At 72.0% G+C, this 17,855-nt stretch carries 16 protein-coding genes; 5 read left to right on the forward strand and 11 right to left on the reverse strand.

Annotated features, from left to right (window positions below):
• The coding region (locus K7B10_RS15385) for an SDR family oxidoreductase (RefSeq protein WP_229336593.1) at positions 1-1,119 on the reverse strand (1,119 nt) is incomplete at its 3' end.
• A gap of 192 nt (positions 1,120-1,311) precedes the next feature.
• Between K7B10_RS15385 and K7B10_RS15390 the strand changes: the two genes are divergently transcribed.
• Both K7B10_RS15390 and K7B10_RS15395 read left to right on the forward strand, forming a co-directional pair.
• The gene (locus K7B10_RS15390) at positions 1,312-2,838 is read left to right on the forward strand and encodes a zinc-dependent metalloprotease (RefSeq protein ID WP_229336594.1); all 1,527 of its coding nucleotides are present in this window, start codon (positions 1,312-1,314) and stop codon (positions 2,836-2,838) included.
• A complete protein-coding gene (locus K7B10_RS15395; RefSeq protein WP_229336595.1) occupies positions 2,835-3,359 on the forward strand; it encodes an NUDIX hydrolase in 525 nt (174 codons plus the stop codon). The genes K7B10_RS15390 and K7B10_RS15395 overlap by 4 nt, the downstream gene beginning before the upstream one ends.
• 72 nt (positions 3,360-3,431) lie before the next feature.
• Here K7B10_RS15395 and K7B10_RS15400 read toward each other — a convergent pair whose 3' ends face one another.
• The 4 genes from K7B10_RS15400 to K7B10_RS15415 all read right to left on the reverse strand — a co-directional run bounded on the left by K7B10_RS15400 (position 3,432) and on the right by K7B10_RS15415 (position 7,288).
• Positions 3,432-4,187 carry an AIM24 family protein gene (locus K7B10_RS15400; protein WP_229336596.1) on the reverse strand — a complete coding sequence of 252 codons (756 nt, stop codon included), beginning with the start codon at positions 4,185-4,187 and terminating at the stop codon, positions 3,432-3,434.
• Between the two features lie 17 nt (positions 4,188-4,204).
• Entirely contained in the window at positions 4,205-4,885 is a 681-nt protein-coding gene (locus tag K7B10_RS15405) for an AIM24 family protein (RefSeq protein ID WP_030859421.1), read from the reverse strand.
• A 29-nt stretch (positions 4,886-4,914) separates the two neighbouring features.
• Positions 4,915-6,606, reverse strand: a complete 1,692-nt coding sequence (locus tag K7B10_RS15410) for a TerD family protein (RefSeq protein ID WP_229336597.1) — start codon at positions 6,604-6,606, stop codon at positions 4,915-4,917.
• A gap of 142 nt (positions 6,607-6,748) precedes the next feature.
• On the reverse strand, positions 6,749-7,288 hold the full coding sequence (locus tag K7B10_RS15415) for a M48 metallopeptidase family protein (protein WP_229336598.1): 540 nt from the start codon (positions 7,286-7,288) through the stop codon (positions 6,749-6,751).
• A gap of 209 nt (positions 7,289-7,497) precedes the next feature.
• Between K7B10_RS15415 and K7B10_RS15420 the strand changes: the two genes are divergently transcribed.
• Complete coding sequence (locus K7B10_RS15420; protein WP_229336599.1) at positions 7,498-8,604, forward strand: ThiF family adenylyltransferase; 1,107 nt, start codon at positions 7,498-7,500, stop codon at positions 8,602-8,604.
• A 14-nt stretch (positions 8,605-8,618) separates the two neighbouring features.
• Here the strand turns inward: K7B10_RS15420 and K7B10_RS15425 are convergent, their stop codons facing one another.
• A complete protein-coding gene (locus K7B10_RS15425; protein WP_229336600.1) occupies positions 8,619-11,654 on the reverse strand; it encodes a tetratricopeptide repeat protein in 3,036 nt (1,011 codons plus the stop codon).
• A 388-nt stretch (positions 11,655-12,042) separates the two neighbouring features.
• Here K7B10_RS15425 and K7B10_RS15430 point away from each other — a divergent pair, with 388 nt between their 5' ends.
• Entirely contained in the window at positions 12,043-13,371 is a 1,329-nt protein-coding gene (locus tag K7B10_RS15430) for an ABC1 kinase family protein (protein ID WP_229336601.1), read from the forward strand.
• Between the two features lie 25 nt (positions 13,372-13,396).
• Here K7B10_RS15430 and K7B10_RS15435 read toward each other — a convergent pair whose 3' ends face one another.
• From K7B10_RS15435 to K7B10_RS15455, 5 genes are all read right to left on the reverse strand, one after another.
• Positions 13,397-13,603, reverse strand: coding sequence for a hypothetical protein (locus tag K7B10_RS15435; protein WP_099889587.1), 207 nt, complete (start codon positions 13,601-13,603; stop codon positions 13,397-13,399).
• A 121-nt stretch (positions 13,604-13,724) separates the two neighbouring features.
• A complete protein-coding gene (locus tag K7B10_RS15440) occupies positions 13,725-14,054 on the reverse strand; it encodes a putative WhiB-interacting protein (protein WP_229336602.1) in 330 nt (109 codons plus the stop codon).
• The gene (locus K7B10_RS15445; RefSeq protein WP_030153506.1) at positions 14,051-14,422 is read right to left on the reverse strand and encodes a WhiB family transcriptional regulator; all 372 of its coding nucleotides are present in this window, start codon (positions 14,420-14,422) and stop codon (positions 14,051-14,053) included. The genes K7B10_RS15440 and K7B10_RS15445 overlap by 4 nt, the downstream gene beginning before the upstream one ends.
• A gap of 184 nt (positions 14,423-14,606) precedes the next feature.
• Positions 14,607-14,942, reverse strand: a complete 336-nt coding sequence (locus K7B10_RS15450; RefSeq protein ID WP_030153504.1) for a hypothetical protein — start codon at positions 14,940-14,942, stop codon at positions 14,607-14,609.
• Between the two features lie 167 nt (positions 14,943-15,109).
• Positions 15,110-17,275, reverse strand: coding sequence for an ATP-dependent DNA helicase UvrD2 (locus tag K7B10_RS15455; protein ID WP_229336603.1), 2,166 nt, complete (start codon positions 17,273-17,275; stop codon positions 15,110-15,112).
• A 201-nt stretch (positions 17,276-17,476) separates the two neighbouring features.
• On the opposite strand from K7B10_RS15455, the gene K7B10_RS15460 reads away from it, so the two are divergent.
• The gene (locus K7B10_RS15460; RefSeq protein WP_030153502.1) at positions 17,477-17,737 is read left to right on the forward strand and encodes a mycoredoxin; all 261 of its coding nucleotides are present in this window, start codon (positions 17,477-17,479) and stop codon (positions 17,735-17,737) included.
• Positions 17,738-17,855 lie beyond the last annotated feature (118 nt).

Genomic DNA, 17,855 nt, shown 5'->3' on the forward strand with positions numbered 1-17,855 from the left:
CGCCGCGGCGCCGAGGAGGGCGACCGTCGCGCCCGCGGCGCCCGCCGCGGTGGCGTCCTTGCGGCCCAGCCGGCGCCCCGCGACGGTGTGCCGGCCCGCGACCTCCTGCAGGAGCTCGGCCAGCACCTCCTCGTTGGTCCAGCGCGGCCGCCAGCCCGCCGCGTGCAGCCCGCTGACGCTGACCACCCACGGATGCATGGTGTACGCGAGGTCGCCCGCCGGGGACGGCGTCAGGCCGATCCGGTGCAGCCGTGCCGCCGCGCCCAGTGCGACCGCCGACGGGAGCTCCATGCGGCGGATGCCGCTCAGCTCCTCGACCTCCTCCTGCTCCAGCCAGCCCTCGCAGCCCACCGCCAGCTCGCCCTCGGCCTTCTCCAGCGCGGCGTACTCCAGCGCGCTGACCAGGTCCTCCACGTGGCAGAACTGCCAGGTCGGCCGGGATCCGGCCACCACCAGCAGCCTGGGGGACTCGAAGTAGCGGGTCAGCGCCGTGTCCGTACCGCCGACCAGGACCGCCGGGCGGACCACCGTCACGTTCAGACCGGGGTGCGCCCGCGGCGCCCGCCGGCCCAGCCGCTCGATCTCCAGCAGGTCGCCGACGCCCGTCGCCTCGGCCGTGGCCCGCAGCTCGGAGTCCTCCGACAGCGGGATGTCGTTGTCCGGCAGCGCCCCGTAGACCATCGCGGAGGTGCACAGCACGACCCGGTGCACCCCGGCCGCCGCGGCCGCCGTCAGCACGGTCTGGGTCCCGCGTACGTTGTACGCGGTGCGGGCCGCCGGGTCCGTCTCCAGGTCGAGGTCCAGCGCCAGGTGGACGACCACGTCGGCGCCGCGCAGTCTCTCGGCGATCGCGGGATCGCGCACGTCCAGGACGTGCCACTGCGCGGCGGCACACTCGCCGCGCCGTTCGTCGATCGCCACGACCTGCTTGACCTCGTCGGATGCGGCCAGGCGGGCCACCAGGGCCGCTCCGACCCCGGAGGCGGCGCCGGTCACGGCGATCACGGGGCCCCGTGCCGCCTGGTTTCGCGGCCGGCGAACGCCTTCGGCGCTCTCACCGTGCTCAGGGCGGTTTTCGGCGTCGTGCGGCGCGTGAACCTGTGGATCTGGGGAACTCACCAGGCGTCTCCAGCGGTTGTCTTCAGTGGGGACGCGCCGTGACGCGTACCTACCAGGTGATGTCCATCCTGCCGCAGCCCAGGAGTCAGCGGAGCACCGAGCCCGGAAGCGGGTCTGGTGTCTACGCTGGGTGGTGTTGTCGGACCATTTCCCGTCGGCCCCCGCCGACGGCCCTACGAGCCGAGGAAACCCGTGAGCGACACCCCATTCGGATTCGGCCTTCCGCCGGAGGAGCCGGAGAACGGCGACGAAGGCAAGAAGAAGGGCAATCAGGGCGGCCAGGGCGGCCCGAATCCGTTCGGGTTCCCGGGCATGGGCCTGCCGGGCGGCGCCGGCGGCGCGGACAATCCGTTCGCGGCGATGTTCGGCTCGATGAACCCGAACGACCTGGGCGCGGCCTTCCAGCAGCTCGGCCAGATGCTCAGCTACGAGGGCGGTCCCGTGAACTGGGACATGGCCAAGGACATCGCCCGCCAGACCGTCGCCCAGGGCACGGCGGACGGGGTGAAGGACGCCAGCGTCGGCAGCGCCGAGAAGTCCGCCGTCGAGGAGGCCGTGCGCCTCGCCGACCACTGGCTGGACGGCGTGACCTCGCTGCCCTCGGGCGCGATCACGGCCGTGGCGTGGAGCCGCGCCGAGTGGGTCGAGGCGACCCTCCCGGTGTGGAAGGAGCTCGTCGACCCGGTCGCCGAGCGCGTCGGCGCGGCCATGGGCGGCGTGCTGCCCGAGGAGATGCAGGCCATGGCGGGCCCGCTGCTCGGCATGATGCGCTCCATGGGCGGGGCCATGTTCGGCCAGCAGATCGGCCAGGCCGTGGGCACCCTCGCGGGCGAGGTCGTCGGCTCGACCGACATCGGACTGCCCCTGGGCCCGGCCGGCAAGGCCGCCCTGCTGCCGCTGAACATCGAGGGCTTCGGCAAGGACCTGGGCGTCCCCGCCGAGGAGGTGCGGCTGTACCTGGCGCTGCGCGAGGCGGCCCACGCCCGGCTCTTCGCGCACGTGCCGTGGCTGCGCTCGCACCTGTTCGGCGCGGTGGAGGGATACGCGCGCGGCATCAAGGTCGACACTTCGAAGCTGGAGGACGTGGTCGGCCAGCTCGACCCGTCGAACCCGGAGCAGCTGCAGGAGGCGCTCCAGGGCGGCATGTTCCAGCCCCAGGACACCCCCGAGCAGAAGGCCGCGCTGGCCCGCCTGGAGACGGCGCTCGCGCTGGTCGAGGGCTGGGTGGACGCGGTCGTGCACGAGGCGGCCAAGCCCCGTCTGACCTCGGCGGACGCCATGCGCGAGACCATGCGCCGGCGCCGCGCCTCGGGCGGCCCGGCGGAGCAGACCTTCGCCACGCTGGTCGGGCTGGAGCTGCGCCCGCGCCGGCTGCGCGACGCCTCGCGGCTGTGGGCCTCGCTGACCGACGCGCGCGGCGTGGACGGCCGGGACGGGCTGTGGGAGCACCCGGACATGCTGCCGACGGCCTCGGACCTGGACGACCCGGACGGGTTCGTGCACCGCGAGCAGCTGGACTTCTCCGAGATCGACAAGATGCTCGGCGAGGCGGCGCAGAAGCGCGAGCGGGGCGAGCAGGGGTCTGAGGGCGAGGCCGGTTCCGACGGTTCCGACGGTTCCGACGGTTCCGACGGTTCCGACGGTTCCGACGGTTCCGACGGTTCCGACGGTTCCGACGGTTCCGACGGTTCCGACGGTGAGGGTGGAACGAAGAAGTGAGCCTGTACGACGACGCGGTGCTGGTCCTGAAGGAGTACGAGGGCCAGCCCGAGCTGCGCGATCTCTATCTGGAGCACCTGGCCGCCCACCCGGACGGGATGTACAAGCCCTGCCAGTCCGGGCACATCACCGGCAGCGCGCTGGTCATCGACCCGGCGGGCGGGCGGGTCCTGCTGACCCTGCACAAGAAGCTCGGCATCTGGCTGCAGATGGGCGGGCACTGCGAGCCCGAGGACACCACCCTCGCCGGAGCCGCGCTGCGCGAGGCCGTCGAGGAGTCGGGGATCGCCTCCGGGCTGACCCTGCTTCCGGGCGGCCCCGTACGGCTGGACCGGCACCCGATCCCGGCGCCGTGCAACTGGCACCTGGACGTCCAGTACGCGGCGCTGGCTCCGGCCGACGCGGTGGCGGAGATCAGCGAGGAGTCGCTGGACCTGCGCTGGTTCCCGTACGAGGAGGTGGCGGCGGCGGCCGACACCTCGGTCGTACGGCTGATGGAGGCGACCCGGGCGCGGCTCTGACGCCCCTCGAACAGCCCGGAAGGGGCGGCCCCGCATCCCGCGGAGCCGCCCCTTCCCCGTACCGTCGGCGCGCTAGTTCCAGGCGTTGTTCTGGTTCTGGGACTGGACGCCGTGCTGGCCCATCCCGTACTGCGCGGCCAGGCCCTGCCCGAGCTGGGCGTTCTGCGGCGGCAGCACCTCGCTCGGCTGCACCAGTGCGAAGCCGGTGCCCAGGAAGCTGAGCTCCCAGCCCTCGCCGGTGTTGCCGCGCCGCCGCCAGACGCCGGTGGAATGCGTCTGGGCCTGCATCTGCACGCGCAGCGAGGTGGACCAGGCGACGATCGCGTCCGCGTCGGCGTTGACGTACTTGTCGGGGGTGACCTGCATCATCAGCGGCTGCCCGGAGGTCATCAGCGCGACCTTGCCGCGGCCGGTGATGTTGAGCTGGTACTTGCCGGAGCCGGAGATCCCGTACTGGCTGTCCACCGCGATGGCCTCGGTGTGCAGGGTGGAATCCAGGGCCAGCACGTAGCTGCTGTCGACGGTGAGACCGTCCTGGTCCACGTCCACGACGTGCACGTACTGGGCGAGGTTGGCCAGGTAGACCGTGCCCTGCCCGGAGCAGCGCATCAGGTCGAGGCCCTCGCCGGTGCGGGCGCGGGCGGTGCGCTGCGTGGTGCTCTGGTACTCGCCGTCGAAGTCGATGATCCCCTGGTAGGCGACCATGGCGCCCTTGCGGGCGAGGACGTCGTCGGAGCCGGCCAGGGTGACCCGCAGCAGCTGCGGGTTCTGGACGGCGTACCGCTCCTGGGACTGCTGCTCGGCGTGGCCGAAAAGTGAGCTCTGCATGATGTGTCCGCTCCCCCTCAGCCCCGGGTCCGGAGCCGGTCGGTGCTGTCCTCGCTGGGCTGTACGACGACGATTCCCTGGCCGGAGAAGGCCATCTGGTAGGCCTCCCCGCTGCCCCGGCCGATCATCGACGAGGCCTTGAAGCTGCGCTTGCCCTTCACCTTGAGGTTCGGGGACCAGGCGACGAGCGCGTCCGGGTCGACGTACGTCTCGTCGTCGCCCCGGCCGCAGTCGACCACGATCGGGGTGCCGCGGGAGGTGATGGCGACCCAGCCGGTGCCCGAGATCTGTACGTTGAACAGGCCCTGGCCGGCGAACTTGGCCATGCCCTTGACCCGTTCGACTCCCCACTGGAGGTGGGCGTCGAAGGCGAGCAGGTTGGTGCCGTTGACCGAGAGCGCGTCGTTGTTGAGGTTGATCACGACGACGTCGGCGCCGTAGTCGGCGAGGTAGAGCAGGCCGTCGCCGGTGCACTTCATCAGCGGGGCGCCCTCGCCGGTGAGCCACTGGGAGGCCATCTGGCGCAGGGCCGGCGGGTTGGGCTCGTACTGGACGAAGCCCTCGTACGCGACCATCGATCCGGTGCGCGCGAAGAGGTCCTGGCCGCTCTGCATGGCGACCTTGAGCATGGCCTTGCCGTGGTTCTCCATGCGGGCCGTGACGGGGGTGGGGGCGTAACCCGCGAGCTGCTGGTTCATTGCGTTCATGGCATTCATGTGGGGCTCCCTCAGACCTCGTACGGCTGGACGACGATGAAGTTGCCGGGAGCGCCGCGGAACTGGAGGTTCACGGTCTCCCCGCTGTGGCCGGGGTAGGCGTTGCGCCGCAGCCGGACCTGGCTGGAGACGATCACCTGGGAGGCCGCCGACCACGCGACGATGGCGTTGCTGTCGGCGAAGGTGGTCGGGGTGACGGGCAGGACGACGGGCGTGCCGTGCGTCTTGACGATCACCGTGCCGGAGCCCTGGAACAACATCGTGAAGAGGGCGCCGCCGGGAATGCCGTGGCCCTCGATGCGGCGGACCTCGTGCTGGAGGGACTCGTCGAAGGCGAGGACGCTCTCGGCGGAGACGCAGATCCCGTCGCCCTGGAGCTCGATGGCGTGCAGGTGGGCGCCGTTCTCGGCGAGGAAGACCTGGCCGCGGCCGCTGCAGCGCATCAGCTGCATCTCCTGGCCGGTGGCGTTGCCCACGATGCGGCCGGCGAAGCCGGCGCCCTTGTAGCTGAAATCGACCTTGCCCTGGTAGAGGACCATGCTGCCCTGGCGGGCGAGGACGGGCTGGCCGCCCATCGCCAGGTCGACCCGCATGAGCTGCTGGTTCTGCGAGGTCCAGCGGGTGCCGGTGGGGACTTCCTTGTACGGCTGGAGGGCGGCGGCGAGGCCGGCGCCGGCGGCCTGCGGGGCGCCCTGGCCGTAGCCGGGCTGCTGGCCGGGGACCTGCTGGCCGTACGGGGGCGGCTGCTGGCCGGGGACCTGGCCGTAGGGGGCGGGAGCCGGGGCGGGGGGCGGGACCTGGCCGCCGTGGCCGGGCATCTGGCCGTACGAGGGCTGCGGCACCTGGCCGTACGAGGGCGGGCCGGGCGGCTGCGGGGCGTGCGGCGGCTGCCCGTACGGGCTGGGGGCCGGCGGGGTGGTGATCGGGCCGACCATGGTCGGGGCCGAGTGGACCGGGGCGGGCGGCCCGGGCTGCTGGTACTGCGGGGCGGGGGCCGGGGCCGGCGCGGGCTGCGGTACGTAGGGGGCCTGGGGTGCCTGCGGGGCCTGCGGGGCCTGGACCGGAGCGCCGAAGGACGGCGCCGGGGCGGCTGCCTGCGGCGGCGGGGCGAATCCGGGCGCGGCGCCGGCCTGGGCCGGGGCGGCCTGCTGCTGCGGTGCCTGCTGCTCTTCCTCCTCGGCGACCTCGCCGCCGAAGTTCTTGAGCAGCGCGGCGAGCCCGCCGTCGAAGCCCTGGCCCACGGCGGCGAAGCGCCACACGTCCTTGAGGTAGAAGTCGCCGAGCATGACCGCGCGCTCGGTGCTGAACTCCGCGCCCGTGAAGGAGTACCGGACGACTTCCTCGCCGCCGGCCACGATCCGGATGTAGCCCGGTCCGATCTGCGACATCTGTCCGGCGCCGTCGATCGTGGCGGTGAAGGACAGCTTGTGGATGGCCGCCGGGACGCGGTCCAGCGTCACCCGGAAGGACTCGGTGTCACCGGCCTGGGCACCGAGCTGCTGGATCGACTCCTCCGGCGACTTCGGCTGGTTGTAGAAGACGAAGTACCGGTCGTCCGAGAGCTGCTCGTTGGCGTCAAGGCCGAAGCAGCTGATGTCGAAGGCGAGTCCCGGACCGGCGACCTGCACGCCCACGTACAGATCCGTGCCTGCCGTCAGATCGCTGATCTTGGCCTTGTGACCGCGTTGGAATTCCCTGGCCATACGTAACGACCGTCCCCCATCCCGACAGTGATTTGCGTGCCGCTCAGGCTAGCCGCATCCGCCGACATCCGGCCAAGTCGGTACCGACCCGGTACATATCGAGACGTCAGCCGCCCGGGGTGCGCGGCGCGGGTGCCCGGGGTCATTCCTCGCGGGACGCGGGGACCTTGGGGAGGCGCTCGGCGGCGACCACGCCCTCCAGGTAGCCGCGGGCCCGCTCGGTGCGCGGGTAGGCCTCGAGCAGTTCCCAGAAACGGGGGCCGTGGCCGGGCACGAGGAGGTGGGCCAGCTCGTGGAGCAGCACGTAGTCGACGACGTACTCGGGCATCCCCTGGAGGCGGTGGGAGAGTCGGATGCTGCCTTCGGCGGGGGTGCAGGAGCCCCAGCGGGTGTTCTGGTTGGTGACCCAGCGGACCGAGCGGGGACGGGCGCGGGCGCCGAGGTACTGGTCGGACAAACGCTCGGCGCGCTCGGTGAGTTCCGCGTCCCCGAGGGTGCGCTTGCTCTCCTGCGCGGCCAGTTTGTCGAGCATGACCCCCACCCAGCGCTGCTCCTCGGCCTCGGACATCCGGGCAGGGATGAGGACGACCGTACGGTCACCCTCGCGGTAGGCCGATACGGTCCTGCGGCGGCGCGCGCTCCGGCGGACTTCGACGGCGCGCTGCTGTGGGTCGGCGGACACGCCCAAGACCGTACCCGTTCGCCTGGCCGAAGTCCTCACGCTCCACGGTTCGGACGTGATCGGTTCGAAGGCGGCACAGGAAGCGCCCCTTTTCTTCATCTCATATGCCTGATAACCCGCGCCTGTGGACAAAGGGACGCACGGAATGCGGCGGTCGGGCACTCTTCGAAGGGCGGGAACGAGGCGGGGTTCGCAGGAGGGGGAGAGCCGTGTATCCGAAGGTGAAGCCGGCGCTGGCGAGGGCGTGGCGGGATCTGCAGACGGTGCAGTTCGGGGTGACGCCCGCGCATGCGGTGGTGCTCGGTCCGGTGGACACGGCGACGGGGTCGCTCATCGACCGGATCGACGGGACGCGGGGGATGGAGCTGCTGCGCGCGGAGGCGGCGGCGCTGGGACTGCCGCAGGGGCAGGCCGACGCACTGGTGCGGCGGCTGGCGGAGGCCGGGCTGCTGGACGATGCCACGGCGGGCGGTCCGCGGGCCCAGGCCGTGCGCAAGCGGCCCGAGACCCTGGAGCGACTCGGGCCCGATCTGGGCTCGCTGTCACTGGTGCGCCGCGAGCCGGGGGGTGACTTACGCGGGGTCGCGGCGCGGCGGGCCGTACGGGTCCAGGTGCGCGGGAGCGGCCGGGTGGGCGGGGTGATCGCCGGGGTCCTGGCGGCTGCGGGCGTGGGCCGGGTCGAAGTGCTCGACGGCGGCAGGGTGGAGCCGGCGGATGTGGCGCCGGGCGGGCTCGGCCCCGACAGCGTGGGCCGGCTGCGGGCGGAGGCCGCGGCCCGGCTGGTCCGCGCCTCCGCCCCGGGGAGCCCACCGCGGCCCGCGGAGCACGAGGGGCCCGAGCCGGGGGTCTCCCTCGTGGTGGTCGCGCCCCGGGACGGCTTGCAGGCGTGGGCCCCGGATCCGGGCACCGCGTCCGACTGGATCGCCTCCGGCACCCCTCATCTGTACGCCGGGGCCCTGGAAGCCACGGGACTGGTGGGGCCACTGGTGCTGCCCGGGGCCACGGCGTGCGCGGGCTGTATGGAACGGGACCGGGTCGAGGCGGATCCGGCCTGGCCTCGAATGCTGGTGCAATGGCGCTCGGCACACCGCCGCCGGACCACCGCGGCCTGCGACCTTGGGCTGGCCACGGCGGTGGCGGGCCTGGCCGCCGCCCACGCCCTGTCCTTCCTCGACGGGGAACTCCCCGCTTCCACGGCCACCCGCTGGGAAGCCGCCCTCCCGGGCCTCCACTGGCGGCAGACACCCGTACACCCCCACTCCGACTGCCCCTGCGCGGCGGCCCGGATCCCGGCCGAACAGGCGGTGGTGACGTGAAGCTCGTGAAGCTCCTACGAAGGCCCGTCAAGGCGCCCCTCCACAGCGCGGCAGAGCTCTTCGATCCGGGACTCGGCCGACGGAATCACCGGGATCAAGCTGCGCAGGGCGACGAGCAGCTCGTGCATCTGCCCAGGGGGCGGGACCTTGGCCAGGAACTCGGCGAGGTGCTGTCCGGCTCGCTCCCAGCGAGGCCATACGCAGTGGGCGAGAACGAGGTTGCCGAGGTCGGCGGCAGAACCACCCTCGGCGGGTGCCCCGTTGGGGGTGAGCTCGAGCACACGGGCCAGGTGCCGGTCCCGGTCCGGATGCCCCAGGGCGTGCAGCACGACGGCCGTCTCGTAATGCGTCCAGGCATTGCCGCAATCGAGGTCGGCCGCCTCGACCAGGTCGGCGAGCGCCTCGTCATACCGGCCGAGGACGCGGTAGGTGACGCCGCGGGCGGTGAGCGGGGCGCAGTTGCCGGGCAAGAGGTGGACAGCGCGGCCGAAGTCGGCCAGGGACTCTTCGTATCTGCCCAGCTTCTGGTGGGTCTTTCCCCGGCCGCGGAGTGTCCACGCATCATCGGGGTCCAGGAGGACGGAGCGGTCGTAGTCGGCCAGGGACTCTTCGTATCTGCCCAGCATCCAGTGGACTTGTCCCCGGCTGCGGAGTGTCCACGCATCGTCGGGGTACAGAAGGACGGAGCGGTCGTAGTCGGCCAGCGCTTCTTCGTATCTGCCCAGCAGTTCGTTCAGCTCGCCGCGCCTGTCGAGGGCCCAGCCGTACTCCGGGCGAAGTTCGACAGCGCGGTCGAGGTCGGCCAGGGCCTCCTCGTACCGACCCAGTCGTCCGTACGTCCCGCCCCGGCCGCCGAGGGCCGAGGCGTAGTCCGGGCTGAGCGCGAGGGCTCGCGTGAAATCGCGAACGGCCTCCTCGAGCCGGCCCAGGGCCACGAGGGCAAACCCGCGGTCGGAGAAGACCCATTCAGCCACATCACCAAGCTCGGCTGCCCGCGTGAGGTCGGCCACCGCCTCCTCGTACCGGCCGATGGTCCGGTACGTGCCGCCCCGTCTGGCCAAGGTGGGCCCGTGGTCCGGATCGAGTTCGAGTCCGCGGGTGAAGTCCGCCACCCCCTCCTCGTGCCTTTCCATGGCGACGCACGCGATACCTCGGATGAGGAGCGGCCACGCGCTGTCCGGTGCGGCGTTCGCAGCTCTGGTGAACTCGGTCAACGCCTCCTCATGACGGCCCATCTCTTGAAGGGCCAAGCCTCGGCCCGCGAGCGCCCACTCGCTGGCTGCGTCGAGTTCCAGAGCACGGTCGAGGTCCTCAAGGGCCTCCACGTACCGACCCGCACGGTAGTGGGCGATTCCACGGTGGGAGAGGTTCAGACCGTTCCCCGGGTCGAGTTCAACGGCGCGGCAGAAGTCGGCCGTTGCCGCGTCCAGATCGTCCGTGAGCATATGGGTCCAGCCGCGACCGAAGTGCGCGCGCCCGGCTTCGGGATCCAGGGTCAGGGCGTGGGTGTAGTCGGCCAGCGCGTGCGGGTACCGCTCGGCGTTGCGGTGGTCGCGGCCGCGCAGGGTCAGAGCGAGGGCCTGGCCCGCGGTGTCGAGTGCACCCCGGGACAACAGGAGCGTCAGGGTGGCGACGCCGGCGTCGCGGTGCTCCAGGGCCGTCCGAAGGCGCTCACCCCAGTTCGTGAGTTCGCTGCCTTGTGTGTCCCGGCCCGCCTGGATCAAGACCTGGACCCAGCGGCGGAGGGTGGTGACGCCGTGGTCGTAGGCGTCGACGAGCTCCCGCATCGCAGCCGGGAGGGCGGCGCGTGGGTCGGCGCACAGCCGATGGTACGTCTCCTGGAGACGGTGTCCCCGCCAGGTCTCGTCCGACCACCAGCCGTCGGCCGGGGTGACGGCCGCCTCCAGATGCTCACGCCGCAGCCGGAAGGCATCGGCCAGCCGGGTGTGCAACAGCTCCCAGCGGGCCGGAGACTGCCTGCGCTGGAGCCGGAGCATCGCGCTGCGGACCACCTCGTGGTAGCGGCAGTGCCCCGACCGGTCGGTGACGAAGGGCATCGACCGCAGCCAGCCGAACAACTCGGCGGCTTCCTCCTCAACAGCCGCCCGGAACACGTCCTCGTCCAGTTCCTGGGGGAACGCGCAGGCCAGGGCGGCGGCCCGACGGGCCGGGTCGGGCTCCCACTTCAGGAACCGCTCGACGGCGGTGCCGCTCGGGTCCCCGATCTCCTCCACGCTGCGCGGCTGGGTCTCGGCGAGGGTGGAGACCAGAACCGGAAGCCGCCCCGACAATTGGAGCACCACTTCGACGACCCGCTCGTCCGTCACTCCCTTGCCCGCGAGGAGGCGCCGCGCTTCGGCGTCCGTGAACACCTCCAGCGGCCAGTCCGTGACCAGGTCGTGCCAGTCCTCCCAGCAGCGGGCGGCCAGCCGCGACTGACCGGCCAGGGTGACCAGCACGTTCGCGGGCAGCTCTCCGTAGCGGTCGCTGCCCAGCACGTCGCGCAGCCAGGTGTCCAGCATCGGTCCGGTGCGCTCGTAGGTGTCGAAGAACAGGACGATCCACGGATGCTTGCGGGCCACCTCCCCGAGCTCCTCAAGGAACACCGGGGTCAAGGCGTCCAGCAGGGACAGCACCAGCTCGACATCGCCATGGCTGCGCAGGCGGGTGCTGAGGAGGGCTTTGACCCGGTCCGCGCCCGCGGCGACCTGGTTCGGGTCGACCGCTCCCGTGAAGGCACCGACTCCCGGAAGCATGCCCAGCCCGACCAGGCCCAGCTGCGAGGCGATCACGCTGGACGGCGACGGCGCCGGGGAGCCACCGGCTGCCGCGTCGGCCCCGGCGGCGGCGGCCGTGGCCATCCCGGCGTCCGCCTCGTGGCGGCGCTGCCGATAGGTGGCCAGCAGCTTGTCGAAGCCCTTCAGTGCCACGCCTTGCTGGGCGAACTGCGCGCTGATGACCTCCATCGTCTCGACGACGTCCGCGACCGACTCGTCGACATACGCGGTGACCGCCTGCCCCTCACGGGCGACGGTCTCCAGCTGGCGCACCAGGGTGGACTTGCCGACGCGGCCGGGCCGCGCACGTGGAAGAGGAACTGCGGCGCCTCGTCCGGGGACTGCCTGAGGGCGTCCCGGAAGGCGGCGACCTCGTCGTGTCGTCCGATGAAGGTGCTGGAGCGCCGTCGCCGGATCAGCTCCTGCCTCGAAGGCCCCCGCCCTGCAATCCGCAGCCCCTTCTCGCTGACCACTCGATCCGCTGTCCGGTCATGCTGTCCCATGGGGGGCGACGCTGTCCGGCAAGGGCTGGATTCCCGCCACATCAGGGGTGGGCGCCTCGGCCGGGGTGGCGTGGGGGTGCCATGACAGGATGCGGTTGTCCGAGGGGTCATCCTGAAACGCCGCTTGCGGCACAGCTGTCTGGGAACTGGAGGGGCGCATGTCTGATCTTCCCCGGAAGGCGGTCACCCGTACCGTCAAGCTGGCCGCGCTGCCGCTCGGCTTCGCGGGCCGGGTCACCTGGGGGCTGGGGAAGCGGATCGGGGGCAAGTCGGCGGAGATCGTGGCGCGCGAGCTGCAGCAGCGCACCGCCGAGCAGCTGTTCCGCACGCTCGGGGAGTTGAAGGGCGGTGCCATGAAGTTCGGGCAGGCGCTCTCGGTCTTCGAGTCGGCCCTGCCCGAGGAGGTCGCCGGACCGTACCGGGCGGCGCTGACCAAGCTCCAGGAGGCGGCTCCGCCGCTGCCCGCCCAGACGGTGCACCAGGTACTGGCGGACCGGCTGGGAGCCGACTGGCGGGACCTGTTCGAGGAGTTCGAGGACAAGCCGGCGGCGGCCGCCTCGATCGGGCAGGTGCACCGGGCGGTGTGGCACGACGGCCGGCAGGTCGCGGTCAAGGTGCAGTACCCGGGGGCCGGCGAGGCGCTGCTGTCGGACCTGAAGCAACTGGGCCGGTTCGCCGGGCTGCTGGGGCCGCTGATTCCCGGGATGGACGTCAAACCGCTGATCGAGGAGTTGCGCGAGCGGGTCTCCGAGGAGCTGGACTACGAGCTGGAGGCGGCGGCGCAGCGGACCCACGCGGACGCGTTCGAGGGCGACGAGGACGTGGTCGTGCCGGACGTCGTGCACCAGGGCGACCAGGTGCTGGTGACCGAGTGGATGGAGGGGACCCCGCTGTCGGAGGTGATAGCGGACGGCACCCAGGAGGAGCGCGACCGCGCCGGACAGCTGCTGGCCCGGTTCCTCTTCTCCGGGCCCGCACGCACCGGACTGCTGCACGCCGATCCGCACCCGGGCAACTTCCGGCTGTTGGCGGGGGCGGACGGGCGGATACGGCTGGGCGTGCTGGACTTCGGCACCGTCGACCGGCTGCCCGGCGGCTGGCCCAAGCCCATCGGCACCTCGCTGCGGATGACGCTGGAGGGCGATGCCGAGGGGATCTACGGTCACCTGCGCGCCGAGGGGTTCGTGAGGGAGTCCATCGAACTGGACCCGGAGGCGGTGCTGGACTATCTGCTGCCCATCATCGAGCCCGCCCAGGCCGAGGAGTTCACCTTCACGCGGCCGTGGCTGCGCGGTCAGGCGGCCCGGATCGCCGATCCCCGCTCCCCCGCACACCAGTTGGGCCGGCAGATCAATCTGCCGCCCTCGTACCTGCTGATCCACCGGGTGACGCTGAGCACCATCGGGGTGCTCTGCCAACTGGGCGCGACGGTACGACTGCGGGACGAACTCGAGTCCTGGCTCCCGGGGTTCCTGCCCGAGGAGTGAGCGCAGCGGCGCCAAGGACTCCGGTTCACCACCAGGAGGAGTCGAGGCGGCCCTCGATCGCCCTGAGGTTGGCTCGCGCGCAGTCGACGCAGAAGTACTGTCTGGTCCCGTTCTCCACCGAGCAGGTCCAGGTGGGCGGGGCGCCGTCGGGGGCCTTCTTGCCGCAGCGCGCGCAGACGACGGGCTGGGCCTCGGGTCCCGACGGGGCGGGGTGGGGATTCGGCTGGTCCACCTCCAGACGATATCCCCGCGAGGGGTGGAGAGCCGTCCGCAACGCACCGGGGGGACCGGTCCGTTCGGACCGGTCCCCCGTACGCTGCTGTGCCGCTGGTCAGCGGCGGTTCAGCGGTTGATCAGTGCATGACGGCCATGGCGAGGGCCCGCCGGGCGCGCAGCGAGACGCGCTCGGCACGCCGCTGCATGCGGCGGGCGGCGACCAGGCGCACGGCGCGACGCTCGGCGTCGACCTCGCGCATGCGGTCGTCCATATGGGCACGGGCCAGGGCTTCTGGGATGAGTTGCATTTCTCGGGTCCTGTTCTGACGCGAGGTGATCGCGCCGGCGGTGATGAAGTCTGCGTGGGCGGAGCCGTGCGGCTGCTCGCTCGTCGTGTGGGCGGTCATGAGGGCCTGCTTCAAGGGGTCGTGCGTCACGGGGCGGTCGATGGTTCCGATGGCGGTCATGCCGCGACAACCGGGTTCTTGCGCGGACGGCCACGGGGGCGCTTCCGGGCTACGACAACGCCCTGGACGAACAGCTCGCCACCCCAGACACCCCAGGGCTCGCGGCGCTCGAGCGCACCGGCGAGGCAGGCCTCGACCAGCGGGCAGGTGGCGCAGAGGGACTTGGCGTACTCGACGTCCGCGGGGGACTCGGCGAAGAAGACCTCGGGGTCGTAGGTACGGCAGGCGACGGGTACGCCGAGGTTCTCGATGGCGTCGTCGAGCGCGGTCAGCGCGGTGAGGGGAGTCAAGGTGGAGTCCTCCGGGACTGCGGGCGGGGAGATCGTCTGGGTCTGCGGTACGGACGGGGCGTGCGCTTCGAGTTGCACGGTGTTTTCTTCCTCGTCTTTGTTGGCTAGTCGTTCCGGCCGGGTTCGGCCGGGGGCGGCTGGTACCTGGTCTTGCCAGTCCCGAGGCTCCTTCGTGCCGTCGTCCCCCGGTCGGGGACAAACAGAAGGGCCGCGGATCCCGGGTGGGGTTCCGCGGCCCTGAAGGCGCCGGCCTGATCATGGATCAGGCTGGATCACTCCAGGGTTCGAGCCCACGGAAGGCCCACATCAGGTGGTGCTGCTGCTTCGTCTGCGTCGTCTTGGATCCGGCACCGGCTGCGGCCGCAAACCCATAGGCGCCGTGCGCCTGGGCTTCCAGTACTGCCACCGGTGCCTGGGTCGGTCGCTCATTCCGCTCGCTCGCCAGGAGCGCGGAGGGCGCGGCCAGCAGGGCGCGGCTGTCAGCGGAAATCGCGGACAGACCGGTACCCAGGAGCGGGAGGAGCGAGGAGGAGCCGAGCGTGCAGGAAGCGGCGACCGAGCGATCGGTCATTTTGGTGGTGGTGATGAAGCTGGTCACTGGTCTCGCCTCCTCTCGGCGTCTCGGGGACGGGGCCCGGGGGCCTGTCCCATGCGTATTCGGATAAGTACAGCACGGATCCGGAGCTTCGGAGAAGCCACCGTTTCCGTTGCTAAGAACCTATGGGGATTCGCCGGGCATGTGCAAACTATTTTTCCGACGAGTTTCTACGCGTCGTCAGAATCCGCGCCCCCAAGCTCCTGACCTGCACAGATGGCCAGGACGTCGGCTCCGTACCGGTCGAGCTTGCGGCCGCCGACTCCAGAGATCATCGAGAGCTCGCCCGCCTCGGACGGCTGGGCCTCCGCGATCGCGACGAGGGTCCTGTCCGTGAAGACGCAGTACGCGGGCAGCCCCTGCTCCTTCGCCTGCCCCGCGCGCCACTCCCGCAGCCGCTCGTAGAGCCCCTCGTCCATGTCGGACGGGCAGTCGTCGCAGCGCATCAGTTTCAGCTCGGCCGCCTCGGTGAGGGTCTTGCCGCAGACCCGGCACAGCGCCGGTCCGCGGCGCCCGCGCTTGCGGACCCCTCTCTCGGGCTCGGCGCCCTGCCGGCTGCCCGGGGCCGCAGAGCCCGGCCGCAGGCCGTTCAGGAAGCGGCTGGGGCGTCGGGAGGCCCGGCCGCCCGGGGCCCGGGAGAGCGCCCAGGAGAGCGTCAGGTGCAGCCGCGCCCGCGTGACGCCGACGTAGAGCAGCCGGCGCTCCTCCTCCACCTGCTCGTCGGTCTTGGCGTACGTGATCGGCAGCATGCCGTCGGTGAGGCCGGCCAGGAACACGGCGTCCCACTCCAGGCCCTTGGCGGCGTGCAGCGAGGCGAGGGTGACGCCCTGGACGGTCGGGGCGTGCTGGGCGGCCTTGCGCTCGTCCAGCTCGACGGTCAGCTCCGCCAGGGTGGCCCCGGGCCGGCCGCGGGCGAAGTCCTCGGCGAGCCGGACGAGGGCGGCCACCGATTCCCACTGGTCGCGGACGGCGCCGGAGCCGGCGGGCGGCTCGGTGGTCCAGCCGGTGGAGCTGAGCACGGCCCGGACCTGGGAGCCGAGCTCGACGACGTCCTCGAGCAGCGGGTCGTTGCCCCCGGAGCGGGCGGCGCCGCGCAGGGCGAGGATCGCCTTCTGCACCTCGGGGCGCTCGAAGAAGCGCTCGGCTCCGCGCAGCTGGTACGGGACGCCGGCGTCGGCGAGGGCCTGTTCGTAGACCTCGGACTGGGCGTTGATGCGGTAGAGCACGGCGATCTCGCCGGCCGGGACGCCCGCCGCGATCAGGTCCCTGATCCGCAGGGCGACGCCCTCGGCCTCGGCGGGCTCGTCCGGGTACTCGGCGTAGACCGGGTCGGGGCCGGGCTCGCGCTGGGAGACCAGCTCCAGGCGGTGCTCGGCGGCGCGGCCCCTGGCCTGGGCGAGGAGCCCGTTCGCGAGGTGGACCACCTGCGGGGTGGAGCGGTAGTCGCGGACCAGCTTGACGAGGGTCGCCTGCGGGTAGCGGGTGCGGAAGTTCAGCAGGTGGTCCGGGGTGGCGCCGGTGAAGGAGTAGATCGTCTGGCTGGCGTCGCCGACGACGCAGAGGCTGTCGCGCTCGCCGAGCCACAGGTCCAGCAGCCGCTGCTGGAGCGGGCTGACGTCCTGGTACTCGTCCACCACGAAGTGCTGGTACTGGGTGCGGATCTGCTCGGCGATGTCGTGGCGGTCCTGGAGGATGCCGACCGTGAGCAGCAGCACGTCCTCGAAGTCGATCATGCCGCGGTCACGCTTGAGCTGCTCGTACGTCCCGTAGATCTGGGCGATCTCCGCCATGTCCCGGGGGGCTTCGCGGCCCGCCTTGAGGGCGGCCGCCGGATAGTCGGAGGGCACGGTCTGGGTGACCTTCGCCCACTCGATCTCACCGGTGACGTCGCGCAGCTCGCCGCGGTCGAGCCGGATGCGGCAGCGGGCGCCGGCCTCGGCGACGAGCTGGACCTTGCGCTCGACGAGCCGGGGCACGTCTCCGCCGATCGCCTTGGGCCAGAAGTACTGGAGCTGGCGCAGGGCGGCGGAGTGGAACGTCCGCGCCTGCACCCCGCCCGCGCCGAGGGAGCGCAGGCGGCCGCGCATCTCGCCGGCGGCGCGGTTGGTGAAGGTGACGGCCAGCACGCTGGCCGGCATCAGCTGCCCGGAGCGGACCCCGTAGGCGATGCGGTGGGTGATCGCCCGGGTCTTGCCCGTGCCCGCGCCCGCCAGCACGCACACCGGCCCGCGCAGGGTCGTCGCGACCTCGCGCTGCTCCGGGTCCAGGCCCAGGAGCACCGCGTCGGCCGAATCCGCGCCGGCGGGGAAGGATGAGGGATGCGTTGCTGATGTCACCCCGCCATGCTGCCAGGTCCCGGGGGGCGGCCGGGAAAGTTGTCCACAGGGTGCGTGCGTTCATCGCACCGTCGCACTTGACGGACCGGGCGTACGTGACGTACTCGGACGTCCCCGCCGCGACGCGGGTGCGGGAATGGCCCCGCGGTCCCGTACGTTCGAGTACTCGGACCACCCAGACCCCACAGAGGAGAGCGCAGCATGCAGGACACGGGTTCCGTCACGATGTACAGCACGACCTGGTGCGGCTACTGCCGCCGGCTGAAGACCCAGCTGGACCGGGAAGGCATCGCGTACAACGAGATCAACATCGAGCTGGACCCCGAGTCCGCGGCGTTCGTCGAGAAGGCGAACGGCGGCAACCAGACGGTCCCGACCGTGCTCGTGAAGTCCGCCGCCGGAGCCGAGTCGGTCATGACGAACCCGAGCCTGGCCCAGGTCAAGCAGGCGCTCGCCGTCTGATCCGCAGCTCGGCGCAGTGCGCGCGCAGAAAGGCCCCCGCCATGTGCGGGGGCCTTCTGCCTGTGGCGGGCCGTGCGCGCCGCCGTGTGACGAGTCTTACGCGACCGGTCTTACGCGA

It is taken from the genome of Streptomyces flavotricini, from assembly GCF_020639365.1.
Classification (GTDB): Bacteria; Actinomycetota; Actinomycetes; order Streptomycetales; family Streptomycetaceae; genus Streptomyces; species Streptomyces flavotricini.